17 protein-coding genes are annotated in these 16,848 nt (G+C 71.4%); 7 read left to right on the forward strand and 10 right to left on the reverse strand.

All coding sequences use genetic code 11. The features are described 5' to 3' along the window. The first annotated feature begins 73 nt into the window (after window positions 1-73). Window positions 74-1,570: an NAD(P)H-hydrate dehydratase gene (locus BM430_RS27445; RefSeq protein WP_093570409.1), complete on the forward strand. Its 1,497-nt coding sequence runs from the start codon at window positions 74-76 to the stop codon at window positions 1,568-1,570. Window positions 1,571-1,811: 241 nt separating this feature from the next. Here BM430_RS27445 and BM430_RS27450 read toward each other — a convergent pair whose 3' ends face one another. Beyond that, window positions 1,812-3,179 (reverse strand): PleD family two-component system response regulator, encoded by a 1,368-nt coding sequence (locus BM430_RS27450; protein WP_093570410.1) that lies wholly within the window; start codon window positions 3,177-3,179, stop codon window positions 1,812-1,814. Between the two features lie 27 nt (window positions 3,180-3,206). Then, window positions 3,207-3,587: a response regulator gene (locus tag BM430_RS27455; protein WP_093570411.1), complete on the reverse strand. Its 381-nt coding sequence runs from the start codon at window positions 3,585-3,587 to the stop codon at window positions 3,207-3,209. A gap of 135 nt (window positions 3,588-3,722) precedes the next feature. Here BM430_RS27455 and BM430_RS27460 point away from each other — a divergent pair, with 135 nt between their 5' ends. Both BM430_RS27460 and BM430_RS27465 read left to right on the forward strand, forming a co-directional pair. Then, window positions 3,723-4,010, forward strand: coding sequence for a DUF3572 domain-containing protein (locus BM430_RS27460; RefSeq protein ID WP_244539683.1), 288 nt, complete (start codon window positions 3,723-3,725; stop codon window positions 4,008-4,010). After that, complete coding sequence (locus tag BM430_RS27465) at window positions 4,007-5,332, forward strand: DNA polymerase IV (RefSeq protein WP_093570412.1); 1,326 nt, start codon at window positions 4,007-4,009, stop codon at window positions 5,330-5,332. The genes BM430_RS27460 and BM430_RS27465 overlap by 4 nt, the downstream gene beginning before the upstream one ends. Before the next feature lie 35 nt (window positions 5,333-5,367). Here BM430_RS27465 and BM430_RS27470 read toward each other — a convergent pair whose 3' ends face one another. Then, entirely contained in the window at window positions 5,368-6,291 is a 924-nt protein-coding gene (locus tag BM430_RS27470; RefSeq protein WP_093570413.1) for a cell envelope integrity EipB family protein, read from the reverse strand. 651 nt (window positions 6,292-6,942) lie between these two features. On the opposite strand from BM430_RS27470, the gene BM430_RS27475 reads away from it, so the two are divergent. After that, entirely contained in the window at window positions 6,943-7,455 is a 513-nt protein-coding gene (locus tag BM430_RS27475; protein ID WP_093570453.1) for a GcrA family cell cycle regulator, read from the forward strand. A gap of 270 nt (window positions 7,456-7,725) precedes the next feature. Here BM430_RS27475 and phoB read toward each other — a convergent pair whose 3' ends face one another. The 6 genes from phoB to pstS form a co-directional block, all read right to left on the reverse strand. Beyond that, window positions 7,726-8,427, reverse strand: coding sequence for a phosphate regulon transcriptional regulator PhoB (phoB, locus tag BM430_RS27480; protein WP_093570414.1), 702 nt, complete (start codon window positions 8,425-8,427; stop codon window positions 7,726-7,728). A gap of 71 nt (window positions 8,428-8,498) precedes the next feature. After that, entirely contained in the window at window positions 8,499-9,218 is a 720-nt protein-coding gene (phoU, locus tag BM430_RS27485; protein ID WP_093570415.1) for a phosphate signaling complex protein PhoU, read from the reverse strand. Window positions 9,219-9,301: 83 nt separating this feature from the next. Next, the gene (gene pstB / locus BM430_RS27490) at window positions 9,302-10,114 is read right to left on the reverse strand and encodes a phosphate ABC transporter ATP-binding protein PstB (protein ID WP_093570416.1); all 813 of its coding nucleotides are present in this window, start codon (window positions 10,112-10,114) and stop codon (window positions 9,302-9,304) included. A gap of 27 nt (window positions 10,115-10,141) precedes the next feature. Next, window positions 10,142-11,050, reverse strand: a complete 909-nt coding sequence (gene pstA / locus BM430_RS27495; RefSeq protein WP_093570417.1) for a phosphate ABC transporter permease PstA — start codon at window positions 11,048-11,050, stop codon at window positions 10,142-10,144. A 30-nt stretch (window positions 11,051-11,080) separates the two neighbouring features. Further along, on the reverse strand, window positions 11,081-12,055 hold the full coding sequence (pstC, locus tag BM430_RS27500; RefSeq protein ID WP_093570418.1) for a phosphate ABC transporter permease subunit PstC: 975 nt from the start codon (window positions 12,053-12,055) through the stop codon (window positions 11,081-11,083). Between the two features lie 186 nt (window positions 12,056-12,241). Next, window positions 12,242-13,279 (reverse strand): phosphate ABC transporter substrate-binding protein PstS, encoded by a 1,038-nt coding sequence (gene pstS, locus BM430_RS27505; RefSeq protein WP_093570419.1) that lies wholly within the window; start codon window positions 13,277-13,279, stop codon window positions 12,242-12,244. A 444-nt stretch (window positions 13,280-13,723) separates the two neighbouring features. Here pstS and BM430_RS27510 point away from each other — a divergent pair, with 444 nt between their 5' ends. Together BM430_RS27510 and BM430_RS27515 are read left to right on the forward strand one after the other, a co-directional pair. Beyond that, window positions 13,724-13,936 carry a hypothetical protein gene (locus tag BM430_RS27510; protein WP_093570420.1) on the forward strand — a complete coding sequence of 71 codons (213 nt, stop codon included), beginning with the start codon at window positions 13,724-13,726 and terminating at the stop codon, window positions 13,934-13,936. A gap of 378 nt (window positions 13,937-14,314) precedes the next feature. After that, window positions 14,315-15,037 carry a sigma-70 family RNA polymerase sigma factor gene (locus BM430_RS27515; RefSeq protein ID WP_093570421.1) on the forward strand — a complete coding sequence of 241 codons (723 nt, stop codon included), beginning with the start codon at window positions 14,315-14,317 and terminating at the stop codon, window positions 15,035-15,037. A 91-nt stretch (window positions 15,038-15,128) separates the two neighbouring features. Here the strand turns inward: BM430_RS27515 and BM430_RS27520 are convergent, their stop codons facing one another. Next, window positions 15,129-15,482 (reverse strand): CsbD family protein, encoded by a 354-nt coding sequence (locus BM430_RS27520; protein WP_093570422.1) that lies wholly within the window; start codon window positions 15,480-15,482, stop codon window positions 15,129-15,131. A 259-nt stretch (window positions 15,483-15,741) separates the two neighbouring features. Between BM430_RS27520 and BM430_RS27525 the strand changes: the two genes are divergently transcribed. Further along, on the forward strand, window positions 15,742-16,743 hold the full coding sequence (locus BM430_RS27525; RefSeq protein ID WP_244539684.1) for a DUF2865 domain-containing protein: 1,002 nt from the start codon (window positions 15,742-15,744) through the stop codon (window positions 16,741-16,743). The last annotated feature ends 105 nt before the right edge of the window (window positions 16,744-16,848 follow it).

Here is a 16,848-nt window from a genome sequence, read left to right on the forward strand (position 1 = left end):
CGCAATCCGCCGTTCTCAAGCCCGGCGCCGCGGCAGGGCCGCCGCGTCCGGGCGCTTCTCGGAGTATGATGCGATGGCCGGGACCGAGCTGCTCACCACCGACGAGATGCGGCGGGCGGATGCCGCAACGATCCACGCCGGAACGCCGGGCCTGACGCTGATGCACCGCGCCGGCGAGGCGGTCGCCGATCGGGCCCGGGCGCTCGCGGGCCAGGGCGAAGGCCGGATCCTGGTCCTGTGCGGGCCGGGCAACAACGGCGGCGACGGGTTCGTGGCCGCCAGGCTGCTGGCCGAGGCGGGATTTACGGTCGAGGTGGCCCTGCTCGGCGCCCGCGACACGCTCACGGGCGACGCGGCGGCCGCCGCGGCCGAGTGGACGGGTCCGGTGACAGAGGTCGCGTCCGCCGAACCCGCGGGCGCCGCGCTCGTGATCGACGCGCTGTTCGGGGCAGGACTGACCCGGCCGCTCGAGGGCGACGCCGCGGCGCTCGTCGGGCGGGTCAACGGGGCCGGCGTGCCGGTGCTCGCCGTCGACGTGCCCTCGGGCCTCGACGGCGATACCGGCGCCGCCCGCGGTCCCGTCGTGACGGCGACCGAGACCGTCACCTTCGTGCGGCGTAAAGTCGGCCACCTGCTGCTGCCCGGCCGGCGCCTGTGCGGCCCGGTGACGGTCGCGGATATCGGTGTCCCGGAGACCGTCGTGGCGGAGATCGCACCGCGGGCCCACGTCAACGGCCCGGATCTGTGGGGCGCCGCCTTCCCGCGCCTCGCCGAGGACAGCCACAAATACACCCGCGGCCACGCCGTGGTGCTGTCGGGCCCCGCGCACCGCACCGGGGCGGCGCGGCTCGCCGCCCGGGGCGCGCTGCGCATCGGCGCCGGCCTCGTAACCGTGCTGTCGCCGACGCCGGCTTTGCCCGAGAACGCCGCCCAGCTCACCGCGATCATGCTCCGCCCCTGCGACGGGGCCGACGACCTCGACGACGCCCTCACCGACGAGCGCCTGAACGCGATCGTCGCCGGCCCGGGCCTCGGCACCGGCGCCCCGACCCGCGACCTCGTGCGGGTCGCCGCGGAAGCCGGCCGCGGCCTCGTCCTCGATGCCGACGCCCTGACGAGTTTTTCGGGGAAGGCCGACGAGCTCGCGGAGATGATCGCCGCGGGCGGGGCGCAGGCGGTCGCAACCCCGCACGAGGGCGAGTTCGCGCGCCTGTTCCGCGGCGTGGCGGCCGTGCCGGCGGAGGGCTCGAAGCTCGCCCGGGCGCGAGCTGCCGCAGCCCATCTCGACGCGGTCGTGGTGCTGAAGGGCCCCGACACGGTGATCGCCGCGCCGGACGGCCGCGCCGCCATCAACCCCAACGGCACGCCCTGGCTCGGCACCGCCGGCAGCGGCGACGTGCTGTGCGGCTTCATCGGTGGATTGCTGGCCCAGGGGATGGCGCCCTTCGAGGCCGCCGCCGCCGCGGTCTGGCTCCACGCCGCGGCCGCGCACCGGCACGGGCCGGGGCTGATCGCGGAGGACCTGCCGGAGATGATGCCGGGAGTGCTGGGGGAATTGCTGGCGGGGTGAGGGGCGTTCATGCCCCCTTCTCACGGCACGCCGTCGATATCCTCAACGGCGTCGTCACCCTCCTGGTCATCCCGGGGCCGCGAAGCGGAGCCCGGGATCCAGAACCGCTGATGGCTTAGAATGAAGCGGACCGCGTCCCGCTCGATTCGTCGGAAACTGAGGCTGTGGATTCCGGGCTCCGCTTCGCGGCCCCGGAATGACCAGGAGGGTGGTGAAACCGTCGAGGTTCCAGAAAAATCCCTCACGCCGCGACGGCGGCGACCACCCGGTTCCGGCCGGATTGCTTGGCCTGGTAGAGGGCGAGGTCGGCGCGCTTGAGCATCTGGGCCGGGTCGGCATCCTCCGGCTGGCGGGCGGCGACGCCGATCGAGACCGTGACGTCGATGGCGCTGGTGCCGCGCTGGACCTGGAACGCCGCCGCCTCGATCCGCTCGCGGATGCGCTCGGCGACCTGGCGGGCGGCCTCGAGCCCGGTATCGGGCACCACCACGACGATCTCCTCGCCGCCGAAGCGCGCCACCACGTCGATGCCGCGGGTCTGGGCCCGGATGCGGGTGGCGAACTCCCTCAGGACCTCGTCGCCGGCATCGTGCCCGAAGCGGTCGTTGATCGTCTTGAACCGGTCGATGTCGAGGAGGAGCAGCGCCACCGGCCGGTCGCGCAAGGACGGCTCGGAGAACAGGCCGCCGAGGTAGCTGTCGAGGTAGCGCCGGTTGTGCAGGCCGGTGAGCCCGTCGGTGACCGCGAGGTCCATCGAGACCTGGACCGATTCGCGCAGCGAATCCGAGAAGCGCCGGCGCTTCACCTGGGTGCGGACCCGGGCGACGAGCTCGTTGCGGTCGATCGGGCGGACGAGGTAATCGTGCACGCCGAGATCGAGCCCGCGCATGATCCGCGCCCGGTCATGGGCGTCGGCCATCATCACCACCGGCACGGTGCGGGTGCGGTCGAGGGAGCGGAGCTGGCTGCACAGGCGCAGGCCGTCATGGTCCTGGAGGTCGAGGCTCACCAGCACCACGTCGTAATCGCCCGTCTTGACCCGATCCAGGGCCTCCTGCGGCGAGGCGACGGTCTCGACGCAATGGTACTGGCCGAGCGCCGCCGCGAGCCGCTCGGCGGAGGAGCGGCGGTCCTCGACGATCAGCACGTTGGCATTGTGCCCGGTCTCGGCGGCGGCGGCCGCCAGCGGGTCGCCGACCCGCGACGCCATGGCGCGGCTGCGCAATTCGTCGGTCACCGCCTTCAGGCGCACCAGGCTGCGCACCCGGGCCATCAGGGCGGTGTCGTCGATCGGCTTGGTGAGAAAATCGTCGGCCCCGGCGTCGAGCCCGCGCAGGCGGTCGCTCGGCTGGTCGAGGGCGGTCACCATCACCACCGGCAGATGCGCGGTCGTCGGCGTCGACTTGATCCGCCGGCAGACCTCGAACCCGTCCATGCCCGGCATCATCACGTCGAGCAGAACGATGTCGCACAGGCCCTTCTCGCACACCGCGAGCGCGTCGGGCCCGTTCATCGCCGAAATGACGTCGAAATACTCGACGGTCAATTTCGTTTCGAGCAATTTAATATTCGGGAAGAGGTCGTCGACGATGAGAACGCGTGCCGACATGGAAGGCCAGGCCCCTCTCAGCTGTGCTCAGCTCTGGCGCTCGTCGCCGACATAGGTGCGGACCGTCGCGAGGAACTTCGCGACCGAGATGGGCTTGGACAGGTAGGCCTCGCAGCCCCCCTCGCGGATGCGCTCCTCGTCACCCTTCATGGCGAAGGCCGTGATGGCGATCACCGGGATGCTCTTGAGCTCATCGTCCTCCTTGAGCCATTTAGTGACCTCGAGGCCCGACACCTCGGGGAGCTGAATGTCCATCAGGATCAGGTCAGGCCGATGCCGGCGCGCCAGCTCGATCGCCTCGATCCCGTTGGCCGTCTTGAGGGTCGCGTAGCCGTGAGCCTCCAACAAGTCGTTGAAAAGCTTCATATTCAGCTCGTTGTCCTCGACGATGAGCACCGTCTTCGTCATGGCTCACTGTCTCCGGCGCTCCCGCGGGCCGCGTCACACCCCGGCTGCGACCGGATCCGCAACACTGTTAAGCGGCACATGTTGATGAAACGCAAATTCGATGGATTTGCCAGGGGGTCCGATCCCCGTGGCGGAGTGCTGAGTGAATCCGCCGCGGAGGCCCTGGGCGCCCGCGTCTTCGCCTACGTCACCGGCGAGCCCGGGCGACTGCTCCGGTTCATGGAGAGTTCCGGTCTCTCGCCGGATGCGCTGCGGCAGGCGGCCGACAGTCCCGATCTCGTCGCCGGCCTCCTCGACCACGTGGTGGCCGACGAGGAGCTGCTCGTCGCCTGCGCCGCCGCCCTGGAGGTGCCGCCGGAGCGGATCACCCAGGCCTGGCGCCGCCTCGGCCCACCCGAGAATGCGGGCGAGTTCGGGGCGTGAGCGCAGGCGCGCTCTGCCGCGACTGCGGGGCAAGCCTGGCGGGCGACGCCCCGCGCTGCCGGGCCTGCGGCTCGCCGCGCCTTCTCGTCCATCCCGAGCGCGACGCGCTCGCCATCGCGCATGTCGATTGCGACGCGTTCTACGCCGCGGTCGAGAAGCGCGACGACCCCTCCCTGCGCGACCGGCCGCTGATCATCGGCGGCGGTCGGCGCGGGGTGGTCTCGACCGCCTGCTACATCGCCCGCATCCGCGGCGTCCACTCGGCGATGCCGATGTTCCGCGCCCTCGAAGCCTGCCCGGACGCGGTGGTGCTGCGGCCCGACATGGAGAAATACGCCCGGGTCGGCCGGCAGGTGCGGGCGATGATGCAGGCGCTGACCCCGCTCGTCGAGCCGGTCTCGATCGACGAGGCCTTCCTGGATCTCTCGGGCACCGAGCGGCTGCACGGCGCCCCGCCCGCCGTGACGCTGGCGCGATTCGCCCGCAAGGTGGAGGCGGAGATCGGCATCACCGTCTCGGTCGGGCTCGCGCCCAACAAGTTCCTGGCCAAGATCGCCTCGGACCTCGAGAAGCCGCGCGGCTTCTCGATCATCGGCCGGGCGGAGGCGCAAGCCTTCCTGGCGCCGCGCCCGGTGCGGATCCTGCCCGGGATCGGCCAGGCCGCGGCCGAGCGCCTGGCGGCGCTCGGCATCCACCGCATCGGCGAGATCGGCCGGATCGCGCCGGAGCGGCTGCATGCGAGCCTCGGGCGCGACGCCGCCCGCCTCCTGGCGCTCGCCCGCGGCGAGGACCGGCGCGCGGTCCAGCCGCGGCGGGAGGCGAAGAGCATCTCGGGCGAGACCACCTTCGCGGAGGACCTGCGCGCCTTCGAGGCCCTGCGGCCGGTGCTGTGGCGGCTGTGCGAGACGGTGGCGCGGCGCCTGAAGCGGGCGGAGCTCGCCGCCGGCAGCGTGACCCTGAAGCTGAAGGACCGGGATTTTCGCCTGCGCACCCGCACCCGCTCGGGGCTGGCGCCGACGCAGGTCGCCGAACGGCTGTTTCGCCCGGCCGAGGCGCTGCTGCGCGAGTCCTGCGACGGCACCGCCTACCGGCTGATCGGGATCGGGGCCGGCGACCTCTGCGACGCGGCCCATGCCGACCGGGGCGACCTCGCCGACGTCTCGGCCGTGCGCGAGGCGAGCCGGGCGGCGGCGATCGACGCCCTGCGCGAGCGCTTCGGCGCGGCCGCCGTGCAGCGCGGGCTCGGCTTCGCGCCGCCGGCCGGAGATCCACGCGGCCAGGAGCGGGGGAGCAAGGCACCGCCGGAGCGGAAGCCGCGCTGACGGCTCCCGGTCCGGCCGTCCGCCGTGGCGGCGTCCTACTTGCAGTCCTTGCTCTCCGGCATCAGGTCGATCCGCGACAGCTCGCCCTTGAGCGAGAACTCGCCGTAATCGAGGCGTAAGCCGCCGCTGACGCCGTTCTCGTAGAGGTCGAAGGCCAGGACGTAGACCGGCGTCCGCTCCCCCTCCCCCGGCGAGAAGTAGCTCAGCGTCACCGGCCAGTGCGGCATCGACGCCATCGCGCCGTCGCGCAACGGCGCCTCGACCGGAGCGGAGGCGGGCTTGGCCGCCGCGGGTTTGGACGAATCCAGCTTGGACGAATCTGACTTGGACGAATCCGGCTTGGACGCGTCCGGCGTGCCGGGATCGGGCTTCGCCTCGGGCTTGGCCGCGACGCGCTGCGGGCCGATCACCGCCAGGGTGTCGTAGACCTTGCGGCCGTCGTCGGAACCGTCGAACACCTTGACGGCGACGGTGGATTGCCCGGCCCGGGCAGCCTCGATCAGCCGCTTCATGTGGGCGGCGGGAAACAGCACCTCGCCCGGCACCGCCATCTCGCCGCGCTTGGGCTGCTTGAGGGTGATGTCGAGGCCCTTGTCGCCGCGCTCGGCGTTGCCGTCGACCGGGGCGGCGGCCTTGCCGTTGAGGTCGGACTGGGTGCGGAAGCGGAAGCTGCGCCCGTCGCCGGTCTCGAAGGTGGTGTTGCGCAGGTCGGAGGTGCGGGTGCCGCTCTCCGAGCTCTCCAGCACCGTCACCTGCCGGTACTGCAGCGCGAAGCCCTTGCAGGCATCGCCGGTGAAATCGAACACGATCCGGCCGCGGGCGCTCTCGACCGCGCGGGTGCCGGAACTGCCGGACAAGGACAGGTCGTAGACGGCGCGGTGGGGCGCGAGGTGCACGGCCTCGGCCGCCACCACGGGCGACGAGAGCGCGAGCAGGACGCACGCGAGGAGTGGTCGCATGAGGTCTCCCGGGGCGGCCGTCGGTGCTGGCGTCGGCCCTGTTGGTCCTCTCAAGATAGGCCCCGTCCCGGCCCCCGGCAACGTTCCGGGCACCGGCGATCGCCGGCCCGCCGGCCCGGTGCATGCCGACGCGGCCACGCTTGCCGACGAGGGGCGTGGCATCACGGCCACGCTTGCCGACGAGGGGCGTGGCACTGCGGCCAAGCTTGCCGGACAGGGCGGCGTGGCACTGCGGCCACGCTTGCCGGAGACCGGAGAGACAACCCCCGGCTGTCGGAGGCCGCTACGGCAGCGCAACCTGCGATCATGCGGCGCCCCAGTATGGCACCCCTTTCGGACAGACCCGACAAGCCATTGATTCAGATGGGTAATTTGTGGGAGCGATCCGGCGCGGCCTCGACGCGCGCCGGACCGGAGGCGCAACCCGGCCGCGTTCGGACCGCCGGCCGGCCGCGGGGAAAAACCGACTCGACGGGGGGCGGACTCTTGCGCGGATGTTAGGCCGTCCTGTAGGTTCACCCCCGTCGCCACCGCTCCAGGCGTGGCGGCGATCACCAGCAGGATCGGATGGAGTCACCGCGCGGCCGAACGGCGTGCCGCTCGCGGCTGCGTGCCGATTCCATGGGTGATGTCGGGGGATTGGAGGCGGCGATGATGGATGCGGGTCCGAGCTGGACGAAGGAACGCGTCGAGCTTCTCAAGCGGCTGTGGAGCGACGGCCGCAGCGCCAGCCAGATCGCCGCCGAGATCGGCGGCGTCTCCCGCAACGCCGTCATCGGCAAGGTCCACCGCCTCGGCCTGGCCGGGCGCGTCGCGAAGGCCAACGGCACCGCGCCGGCCGGCGGCCGCCGTCCCCGGGCCGAGGGCGAGTCCGCTGCCGGCGAGACCCCGTCTGTGGTGGCTCCCGCGCCGCCGGCCCTCGCCCTGTATCAGGCCGCATCGCCCGCCGACACCACCGCGCTGCCGGAGAGCGCCCGCGTCACCATCATGGAGCTGCGGGAATTCATGTGCCGTTGGCCGATGGGCGACCCGTCCACGCCCGATTTCCGCTTCTGCGGCGACCGCGCCATCACCGGCCTGCCCTACTGCACCCACCACAGCCGGATCGCCTACCAGCCCGCCGCCGAACGCAAGCGCGAACGTAAGGTCGTCGGGTTTCGCTAAGGTCCCGCATCCGGACGACCGATCCGGAGGCGGCGTAGCGCCGCTTCCGCACCGATCCTTTCCGACTGGTCGACGATATCGCTCAAATCCTAACGAATCCTGTCCGGCGGCAATCCGCGAGAAGTCGGGATTTGGCGGGGGCAGGCGTTTCAAGGTCCCTCGATGCCCTGACATCCACCGCGTCGTTCCGGGCTCCGCTGCGCGGCCCCGAAATGACGAGGAGGGTGGAGCAGCCGACGGCCGAGCTTTCTGCCCGACGTGAGCGAGGCCTCACGCCTCCGGCGCGAACATCTCGTCGAACGAGTAGCCGGAGCCGCGCACGGTGCGGATCGGGTCGGTGTCGCGGCCGCGGTTGATCGCCTTGCGCAGGCGGCCGATATGCACGTCGACGGTGCGCTCGTCGATGTAGACGTCGTGGCCCCAGACGCCGTCGAGCAATTGCTCGCGGGAGAAGACCCGGCCGGGACTCTGCATCAGGAATTCGAGCAGCTTGAACTCGGTCGGGCCGAGATGCAGCTCGCGGCCGTCGCGGCGGACGCGGTGGCTGACCCGGTCGAGCTCGATGTCGCCGGCCACCAGCAGGTCGGCGACGTGGGCGGGCTTGGCGCGGCGCAGCAGCGCGCGGACCCGCGCCAGGAGTTCCGGCACCGAGAACGGCTTGACGATGTAGTCGTCGGCGCCGGTGGCGAGCCCCCGCACCCTGTCGCCCTCCTCGCCGCGGGCGGTGAGCATGATCACCGGCAGCCGCTCGGTCTCGCGGCGGGCGCGGATGCGCCGGCAGAGCTCGATGCCGGAGAGGCCGGGCATCATCCAGTCGAGGAGGACGAGGTCGGGGATCTGCTCGCGCAGGCGGATATCCGCCTCGTCGCCCCGGGCGACGGCGTCGACCTCGAAGCCCTCCGCCTCGAGGTTGTAGCGCAGGAGGAGGGTCAGCGCCTCCTCGTCCTCGACGATCAGGATGCGGGTACTCATGCGGGGCACTTCGGGCGGGATCCGGAGAGGGTGACACGCGCCGGGCACGAAGCCCGGCACGGGCCGACCCGTCAGGCCTCCGGCTGGGAATCGAGGGTGGCGAAGCTCGAACGGTCGTTCTTGGGACGATCGGTCGGCAGCGTCTCCCCGGTGGCGAGGTAGTGGATGGTCTCGGCGATGTTGGTGGTGTGGTCGCCGATGCGCTCGACGTTCTTGGCGCAGAACAGCAGGTGCGTGCAGAACGTGATGTTGCGCGGATCCTCCATCATGTAGGTCAGGAGCTCGCGGAACAGCGAGGTGTAGAGGGCGTCGATGCCGCCGTCCCGGGCCCAGACGTCGAGGGCGACGACGGTGTCCTGGGTGGCGTAGGCGTCGAGCACGTCCTTGAGCTGGCCCTGGACCAGCTCGTTCATGTGCTCCACGCCGACGACGATCTTCTGCAGCTGGACCTGGTCGGCGACGGCGACGACGCGCTTGGCGACGTTCTTGGCCAGGTCCCCGATGCGCTCGAGGTCGCCCGAGACGCGGATCGCCGAGATCGTCTCGCGCAGGTCGACCGCCATCGGCTGGCGCTTGGCGATGAGGAGGATGGCCTTCTCCTCGATCTCGCGCTGCAGCCCGTCGAGGCGCTGGTCGACGGCGATGACGCTCTGGGCGAGGGCGGTGTCGCGGCGCAGCAGCGCCTGGCCGGAATCGGCCACCATCTTCTCGGCGATGCCGCCCATCTCGGCGATGCTGCGCCGCAGGTTCTGCAGCTCCTGATCGTAGGAGGTGACGATGTGGTTCGACATGAGGGCTGACTCCCCGCGATGAGGTGGAGTGTGTGGCGCGCCGGCCCGGCGAAGCCCGGGCCGGCGGGATGAGTCCGTGAGCCTCAGCCGAATCGGCCGGTGATGTAGTCCTGGGTCTGTCGCTTCGACGGGTTCATGAACAGCCGGTTGGTCGGCCCGAACTCGATCAGTTCGCCGAGATACATGAAGGCGGTGAACTGCGAGATGCGCGCCGCCTGCTGCATGTTGTGGGTGACGATGGCGATGGTGAACTCGCCGCGCAGCTGCTCGATCAGCTCCTCGATGCGGCCGGTCGAGATCGGGTCGAGGGCCGAGGTCGGCTCGTCGAACAGGATCACCTCCGGGCGCTGCGCCACCGTGCGGGCGATGCAGAGGCGCTGCTGCTGGCCGCCCGACAGGCCCATGCCGGACTGCTTGAGCTTGTCCTTCACCTCGTCCCACAACGCGCCCTTGCGCAGGGCCTCCTCGACCCGGACGTCGAGGTCGGCCTTGCCGAGGCGCTCGTAGAGCCGGATGCCGAACGCGATGTTGTCGTAGATCGACATCGGGAACGGGGTCGGCTTCTGGAACACCATGCCGACCCGGGCGCGCAGCTCGTTGAGGTCGATCGACGAGTCCAGGATGTTGCGGCCGTCGAGCAGGATCTCGCCTTCCGCGCGCTGCTCCGGATAGAGGCTGTAGATCCGGTTGAAGGTGCGCAGCAGGGTGGACTTGCCGCAGCCCGACGGCCCGATCAGTGCCGTGACCTGGCGGTCGAGGAAGTTGAGGTTGATGTTCTTCAACCCCTTGAAGTCGCCGTAGTAGAAGTTGAGGTCCTTGACGGCGAGGCGGACCTGGGCGGACTCGTCGGCCGTGCTCTGGCCCACGACCGGCGCGGCGGTGGCGGTGGCGCTCATCGGGTTGTCTCCAAGCAGGGTGTGCGGTCAGCGCCCCTTCGGGCCGCTCAGGACGAGGCGGGCCACGATCGACAGGCCCAGGATGGTGACGGTGATGAGGAGCGCGCCGGCCCAGGCCATCTGGCGCCAGTTCTCGTAGGGCGAGAGGGCGAACTGGTAGATCATCACCGGCAGGTTCGCGACGCCGCCCATCAGGTTCGGGCTGAACCAGGAATTGTTGTTGAGCGCGGTGAAGAGCAGCGGCGCGGTCTCGCCGGCGATGCGGGCCAGCGCCAGCAGGACGCCGGTGACGATGCCCGATTGCGCCGCCCGCCAGGTGACGCTGCGGATCACGATCGAGGTCGGCGCGCCGAGGGCGACGCCGGCCTCGCGCAGGGTGCCGGGCACCAGGCGCAGCATGTCCTCGGTGGTGCGCACGATCACCGGCGTGGCGATGATGGCGAGCGCCACGCCGCCGGCCCAGCCCGAATAGCCGCCCATCGGCCGCACCATCAGGGTGTAGACGAACAGGCCGATCAGGATCGAGGGCGCCGAGAGCAGGATGTCGTTGAGGAAGCGGATCAGGTCGGCGAGCTTCGAGGTGCGTCCGTACTCGGCGAGGTAGGTGCCGGCGAGCACGCCGATCGGGGTGGCCACCACGATGCCGAGCGCCGTCATGACGAGGCTGCCGAGGATCGCGTTGGCGATGCCGCCGCCCTCGGAGCCGGGGCCCGGGGTCACTTGCGTGAGCAGGGTCGGCGTGAAGCCGCGCACGCCCTCGATGATGAGCATCAGGAGGATCGAGCCGAGCACCATCGCGCCGAGCGCCGTCGCGACGGTGCAGGACACGATCAGGATCTTGTCGGCGGAGCGGCGGCTGGCGCGGACCCGGCCCCATTCCTGGGGAGCGGGCCGGGCGGGGGCGGTGCCCTGGACCGCGGCGGGGGAGGCGTTCATCGGAAGCGTCCTTGGGCGGGGTTCAGGGGATCAGGCCACCTTCGCGCGGCGCACCAGCAGCCGGGCGATGATGAGCACGATGAAGGTGACGACGAACAGGATGCAGCCGAGCGCCATGAGCGAGCTGAGCTGCAGGCCGTCGGCCTCGTTGAACTCGTTGGCGATGCGCGAGGCGATGGTCGAGCCCGGATCGAAGATCGAGGCCGAGAGCCGGTTGGCGTTGCCGATCACGAAGGTGACCGCCATCGTCTCGCCGAGCGCGCGGCCGAGGCCCAGCATGATCGCCCCGATGATCGAGACCGAGGCCTGCGGGATCAGGACGTGGCGCACGACCTCCCAGGTGGTGCAGCCGATGCCGTAGGCGCTCTCGCGCAGGACAGTCGGGATCTGGTCGAGCATATCGCGGGTGATCGAGGCCACGAACGGCACGATCATGATCGCCAGGATGATGCCGGCGGTGAGCACGCCGACGCCGGACGGCACCTGGGCGTAGAACAGGGTGCCGACGATCGGCATGCCCTCGACGAGGTTCGAGACCGGGATCTGCACGAAGCGCGCGAAGAGCGGCGCGAAGACGAACAGGCCCCACATGCCGTAGATGATGCTCGGCACGGCGGCGAGCAGCTCGATCGTCATCGAGACCGGGCGGCGGGCCCAGCCGGGGCAGAGCTGGGTCAGGTAGATCGCGATGCCGAGCGAGATCGGCACGCCGATGACGAGGGCGAGCAGCGCCGAGACCAGGGTGCCGATGATGGCGACGAGCGCGCCGTACTCCTCGCGCCCGACGTTCCAGGCGCTGGAGACGAGGAAGTGGGGCCCGAAGGCCTGGAAGGCGGGCCAGCCGCCATAGGCGATCGAGGCGAGGATGCCGGCGAGGACCAGCAGCACCAGCAGCGCCGACGCGAAGGCGGCGGCGCGGAAGATGCGGTCGCCCACGGGGCTGGGGGGGCGGCGGGCGGCTTCACGCCTCGCCGCGAGAGCGACGTTCTCAGACAACGCGACCATCCGGGTTTCCCTTGGAGTGAGCGGCCTCTAGCGCGCTCGGCGGATCGACGCGAGTCGGACGCGACCCGGCGGCCGGCGGCGGGATCTCGGCATCGCTCAATCGCCGCGCGGGCCCGGGATCGGGCCGGCGGAGTGAAGAGGGCGGAGCAACCCGCCCTCCCGAGTGTCAGGCCTTGGGCCGCACGTTTAGTTGCTGAGGACGGGCTTGCCGTCCTTGACGATCGTCTTCCACTCGTCCTCGACCTGGCCGACGACCTTGTCGGGCAGCGGCACGTAGTCGAGGTCGGAGGCCAGCTTGTCGCCGCTCTTGTAGGCCCAGCGGAAGAACTTCAGCACCTCGGCGGTGCGGGCCGCGTCGGCCGGGTTCTTGTGGACCAGGATGAAGGTCGCGGCGGTGATCGGCCACGCCTTGGCGCCGGCCTGGTTGGTCAGCGAGATGCCGAAGCCGGGAGCAGCCTTCCAGTCGGCATTGGCGGCGGCGGCCTGGAAGGCCTCGTCGCCCGGCATCGGGAACTGGCCGTCCTTGTTCTGGATCAGCGCGACCGGCAGGTTGTTCTGCTTGGCGTAGGCGTACTCGACGTAGCCAATGGCGTTCGGGACCTGCTTGACGACGGCCGTGACGCCCTCGTTGCCCTTGCCGCCCTGGCCGGCCGGCCAGCTGACCGTGGTCGAGGCGCCGAGCTCGGCCTTCCAGGCCGGCGACACGTCCGACAGGTAGGTGGTGAAGATGTTGGTGGTGCCGGAGGCGTCCGACCGGTAGACCGCGGTGATCGGCGCGTCGGGGAGCTTCACGCCCTCGTTGAGCTTGGCGATCTTCGGGTCCGACCACTTCTTGATCTTGCCCTGGTAGATCTCGGCCAGGACCTCGCCGGTGAGCTTGACCTCGCCGGTCTTGACGCCCTGGATGTTCACCACCGGGACGACGCCGCCCATCACGGTCGGGAACTGGACCAGGCCGTCCTTGTCGAGGGTCGCGCCCTTCAGCGGCGCGTCGGTGGCGCCGAAATCGACGGTCTTGGCCTGGATCTGCTTGATGCCGCCGCCCGAGCCGATCGACTGGTAGTTCAGGCCGTTGCCGGTCTCCTTGCGGTAGGCCTCGGCCCACTTGGAATAGACCGGGAACGGGAAGGTGGCGCCGGCGCCGGTGATGTCGAGGGCGAGCGCCGAGGTGGCGATCTGGGCGGTCGCGAGCCCGATGGCGAGCGCGTAGGAGAAGGGCTTCACTGGTATCTCTCCGTGTTCGGATCGGTCCGGCACGATGCGGGCGCGCTGTCGCTGGCCCGCACCCTGCGCGTCGACGGCCGGTGAGGACGCGACCGGCTTCCCTGGTGCGCCGGATCGTGTCCCGATCGTTGCCGGGGCGTCCGCCGCGGCGCGAGGGATAAGCCCGGTGCGACGCCGGCCCTATGACGGTTGCATGACGCTGAGATGACAGACGCCGGCCGGATGCGACGGTCCGGCCCTCTCATGCGTTGGGAGGGCAATGCGTGCAGGCCCGCGCGGGCCGCGATCATACCGACAGGACGAGCCGTCGTGCACAACCTTCATACGACGACAGAGCGAAACCGCAGCCAGGGCAGCCGCGACACCGGCCGCCCCGACGACCCGAAACCCGACGATCCCAGGTCTGACGATCCCAGGTCCGATGACACCCAGTCGGACGACCCGATGCGCCGGGAGCTGATGGCCCTCCACGCCGAGCGGGCGGAACTGGAGCAGCGCCTCGCCCGGGCCGAGCAGGAACGCCTCTACCTCACCGACCCCTCCGCCGCGGCCGCGGCGCAAGGCGAGGAAGCCGCGCTGCTCTCCGAACTCGACCGCCTGATGACCCGCATCCGTGCGGCCGAGTACCGGAGCCAGCCCGGCGCCCGCACCTGGTAGCACGCAGGTGCGGCGAAACAACGAAGCAGGGCATCCGAACGGGGGAATTCGAGAAGGGAACTCGAGAACGGAACCTGGGCAGTACGAATCCGTTGCCCCTCGCGACCCGGGCCGCCGGCCCGGGCGCCGTGCGGCCGTGCGGCCGCGCGAGGGACGGAGAGACGGCGATGTGGTGCGACGGGGTGCGGATCGAGGGCGTGGTGAGGCACCGGATCCGCCGCTGCTGAGCTCCTCCCCCACCCGCGGCGATGCGCGCGGATCGACAGGCGCGCGGCGCGCCCCACTTCCCCTACCAGGAAGCCCCGGCGGGGTATTGTCGCGAGCGGCCCGTCAGAGTGCCGCCGCCCCGCCCTCCCCGCTTCAGAACGTGAGAGTCGCATGGCGTCCACCGACAACCCCATCCTCAACACCGAAGCCAAGCCCGGCCTGCCCCCGACCGTCCAGCGCCATCTCGGCCACCAGCTGCGCGCCGCCTACGCGCCCCTCGAGACCGCCGCGACCCCCGAGATCTTCCTCGCGCTGATCGAGCGGCTGGAGGCGGCGCTCGCCGCGCAAGGCCGCGCCGTCGAGCCGGAATTCCGCGAGGGGATGCTGGCCGCCCTGTCGTCGCTGCGCGCCTTCGCGCTCTCGCTCACCAACAACGCGGCGCGGGCCGACGACCTCGTCCAGGACACGATCCTGCGCGCCTGGCAGAACCAGCACCGCTTCCAGCCCGGCACCAACCTGAACGCCTGGCTGTTCACCATCCTGCGCAACGCCTTCTACTCCGAGCAGCGCAAGCGGATGCGCGAGGTGCAGGACGAGGACGGCTCCTACGCCGCGCGCCTGTTCACCGCCCCCGACCAGGGCCACCGCCTCGACGTGCAGGACCTGCGCGCCGGCCTCGCCAAGCTGCCGCCGGACCAGCGCGAGGCGCTGATCCTGGTGGGCGCCGAGGGCCTGTCCTACGAGGAGGTGGCGGGCATCTGCGGCGTCGCGATCGGCACGATCAAGAGCCGGGTCAACCGTGCCCGCAACCGTCTGGCCGAGCTCCTCGGCTACGGCGACGATGACCTCTCCGGCGACCGGATGATGCAATCGGCCATGGGTGAGGGCGTCTGAGGCGGGGGCACCCGACGCCGTCGCAAATTCTGCCCATCGATGACGGCGCCCGCGGCGATCCCGCGGGCGCTTCTCGTTTCAGTGCCGGTTTTCAGTGCCGGTTGTGCATCAGCCAGCCGAAGACGTAGCCGATCCCACCCGCCAGCAGCAGGGCCGCGAGGTGATGGTCGCCGATCTGGCGGGCCACCGCCCGGTCGGCGCGGCGGTAGGTGTGGCGCCCGGTCTCGCGGGCCTGGTCGATCGAGCCCGGCGCGGCGTCGGCGAGGCCGCGCACCGCCTCCCTCACCCCGTCCTTGGCCTGGCCGTAGATCGTGCGGGCCGTCCCCGCCGCCTGGTCAGCGAGGCCCTGCGCCCGGGTGCCGGAATCGCCGGTCCACTCCCCGACGCGCTGCTGCACCTTGCCGCCGAGCTCCTGGCCGGCACCGACGATTCGGTCGGAATCCATCGCGTCTCTCCGTCGTGACGGGCGGTCCGCGCGCGGCCGCCGCTCCCCTCCTCAACGCGCCGGGAGCCGAAACGGTCTCGCGATCCCGCCTGCCGGGTGTGCGGAGTCGATGGGCGGAGAGTATCCGGACGAGGCGCCCGGACGTCGAATCACCCGACCGGCGGGCCCGAGTCATGAAATTGTTAACTCAGCGCTTTTCCGCAGTTGCGCGAGTCCGGGGCGAATTGTTAATTGCCATTAACCTTTGGTGAGGCATCCCGTGAACTTCCCCCCGATTCCGACCGTGGCCGGTGGCGCCCGGACGCGCGCCCTGGTCCGCACGCTGGCGCTCGGCGCGCTGCTCGGCCTCGGGGGCGTGGGGGCCGGCACCACCCTGGTGCATGCCGCGGACGATGCCGGCGTGCTCGATTTCCTGCTCGGCGACGTGCCACGCAGCCTCGGCCTGCCGGCGCGGGCGCCGCGGGCGGAGGCCTCCCTGAAGGATCGGCGGGTGCGCTGGACGAGCCGGCCGGCCAGCGCCGCCGTCGAGCGCCCGCGCTGGAGCGATCCGGCGCCGCGCCGGCAGGCCGCCGAGCCGAGACCCGTTTCCGTCCGCCAGACCCGCGAGCCGGTCCCCGCGGCGAGCCGCTACGACGGTGCCGGCAGCCACGCCCGCACCGTCTGCGTGCGCACCTGCGACGGCTACATGTTCCCGCTGGCGAACCTCCAGAAGGGCGACGCGGCGCCGGCGCACGAGCAGGCCTGCGCGGCTGCCTGCCCGGGGGCGGAGACCGCCCTCTACACGGTGCGGGCCGGCGAGGAGCTCGACCAGGCGGTGAACCGGGCCGGCAGGCCCTATCGCAGCCTCGCCGCCGCCTTCTCGTACCGGAGCCGCCTGACGCCGAGCTGCTCGTGCAACCCGGGTACCGGCGGCTACGCCCGGCTGCTCCTGCGCGACGCGACTTTGCGGCCCGGCGACGCCGTGGCGGGCGGGGCGGGGGCCCAGGTCTTCGCCGGTCGCGGCGGGACGGGCGAGGCCCGCTTCGTCGATTTCCGCCGCGCCGCGATGCTCTCCGCGGGCGAGCGGCGCGAGCTCGACCGCACCCTCGACGTGAGCCGCCTGGAGCGGGCGCGGGCGGAGTTCCGCCGCTCGCTCGCCGCCGAGAAGGGCGGCGGGTTCGGCCGCCTGCGCTACGCCGCCGGGGTCACGGGCTTCGCCGAGATCGTCAGCGACGCGAGCGCCGCCCCGATCCGGATCGTCGCGCCCTCGCCGTACCGCTGAGCCATCCCGCCGGATTCTGTTGCGGGCCGGAGACAGGGGCGCTCTTCCGGGAAACGGCGCCCTCGCGGCGCTTGCGATTCACAGGCGCCCGTGACGAAACTCAAT

It is taken from the genome of Methylobacterium sp. 174MFSha1.1, assembly GCF_900116815.1.
GTDB lineage: Bacteria > Pseudomonadota > Alphaproteobacteria > Rhizobiales > Beijerinckiaceae > Methylobacterium.

Excerpts from the sequence above, each read along its gene's own strand:
- BM430_RS27445 (WP_093570409.1), top strand. The coding sequence starts at position 74 with ATGGCCGGGACCGAGCTGCTCACCACCGACGAGATGCGGCGGGCGGAT.
- BM430_RS27450 (WP_093570410.1), bottom strand. The coding sequence starts at position 3,179 with ATGTCGGCACGCGTTCTCATCGTCGACGACCTCTTCCCGAATATTAAA.
- BM430_RS27455 (WP_093570411.1), bottom strand. The coding sequence starts at position 3,587 with ATGACGAAGACGGTGCTCATCGTCGAGGACAACGAGCTGAATATGAAG.
- BM430_RS27470 (WP_093570413.1), bottom strand. The coding sequence starts at position 6,291 with ATGCGACCACTCCTCGCGTGCGTCCTGCTCGCGCTCTCGTCGCCCGTG.
- BM430_RS27475 (WP_093570453.1), top strand. The coding sequence starts at position 6,943 with ATGATGGATGCGGGTCCGAGCTGGACGAAGGAACGCGTCGAGCTTCTC.
- phoB (WP_093570414.1), bottom strand. The coding sequence starts at position 8,427 with ATGAGTACCCGCATCCTGATCGTCGAGGACGAGGAGGCGCTGACCCTC.
- phoU (WP_093570415.1), bottom strand. The coding sequence starts at position 9,218 with ATGTCGAACCACATCGTCACCTCCTACGATCAGGAGCTGCAGAACCTG.
- pstB (WP_093570416.1), bottom strand. The coding sequence starts at position 10,114 with ATGAGCGCCACCGCCACCGCCGCGCCGGTCGTGGGCCAGAGCACGGCC.
- pstA (WP_093570417.1), bottom strand. The coding sequence starts at position 11,050 with ATGAACGCCTCCCCCGCCGCGGTCCAGGGCACCGCCCCCGCCCGGCCC.
- pstC (WP_093570418.1), bottom strand. The coding sequence starts at position 12,055 with ATGGTCGCGTTGTCTGAGAACGTCGCTCTCGCGGCGAGGCGTGAAGCC.
- BM430_RS27510 (WP_093570420.1), top strand. The coding sequence starts at position 13,724 with ATGCGCCGGGAGCTGATGGCCCTCCACGCCGAGCGGGCGGAACTGGAG.
- BM430_RS27515 (WP_093570421.1), top strand. The coding sequence starts at position 14,315 with ATGGCGTCCACCGACAACCCCATCCTCAACACCGAAGCCAAGCCCGGC.
- BM430_RS27520 (WP_093570422.1), bottom strand. The coding sequence starts at position 15,482 with ATGGATTCCGACCGAATCGTCGGTGCCGGCCAGGAGCTCGGCGGCAAG.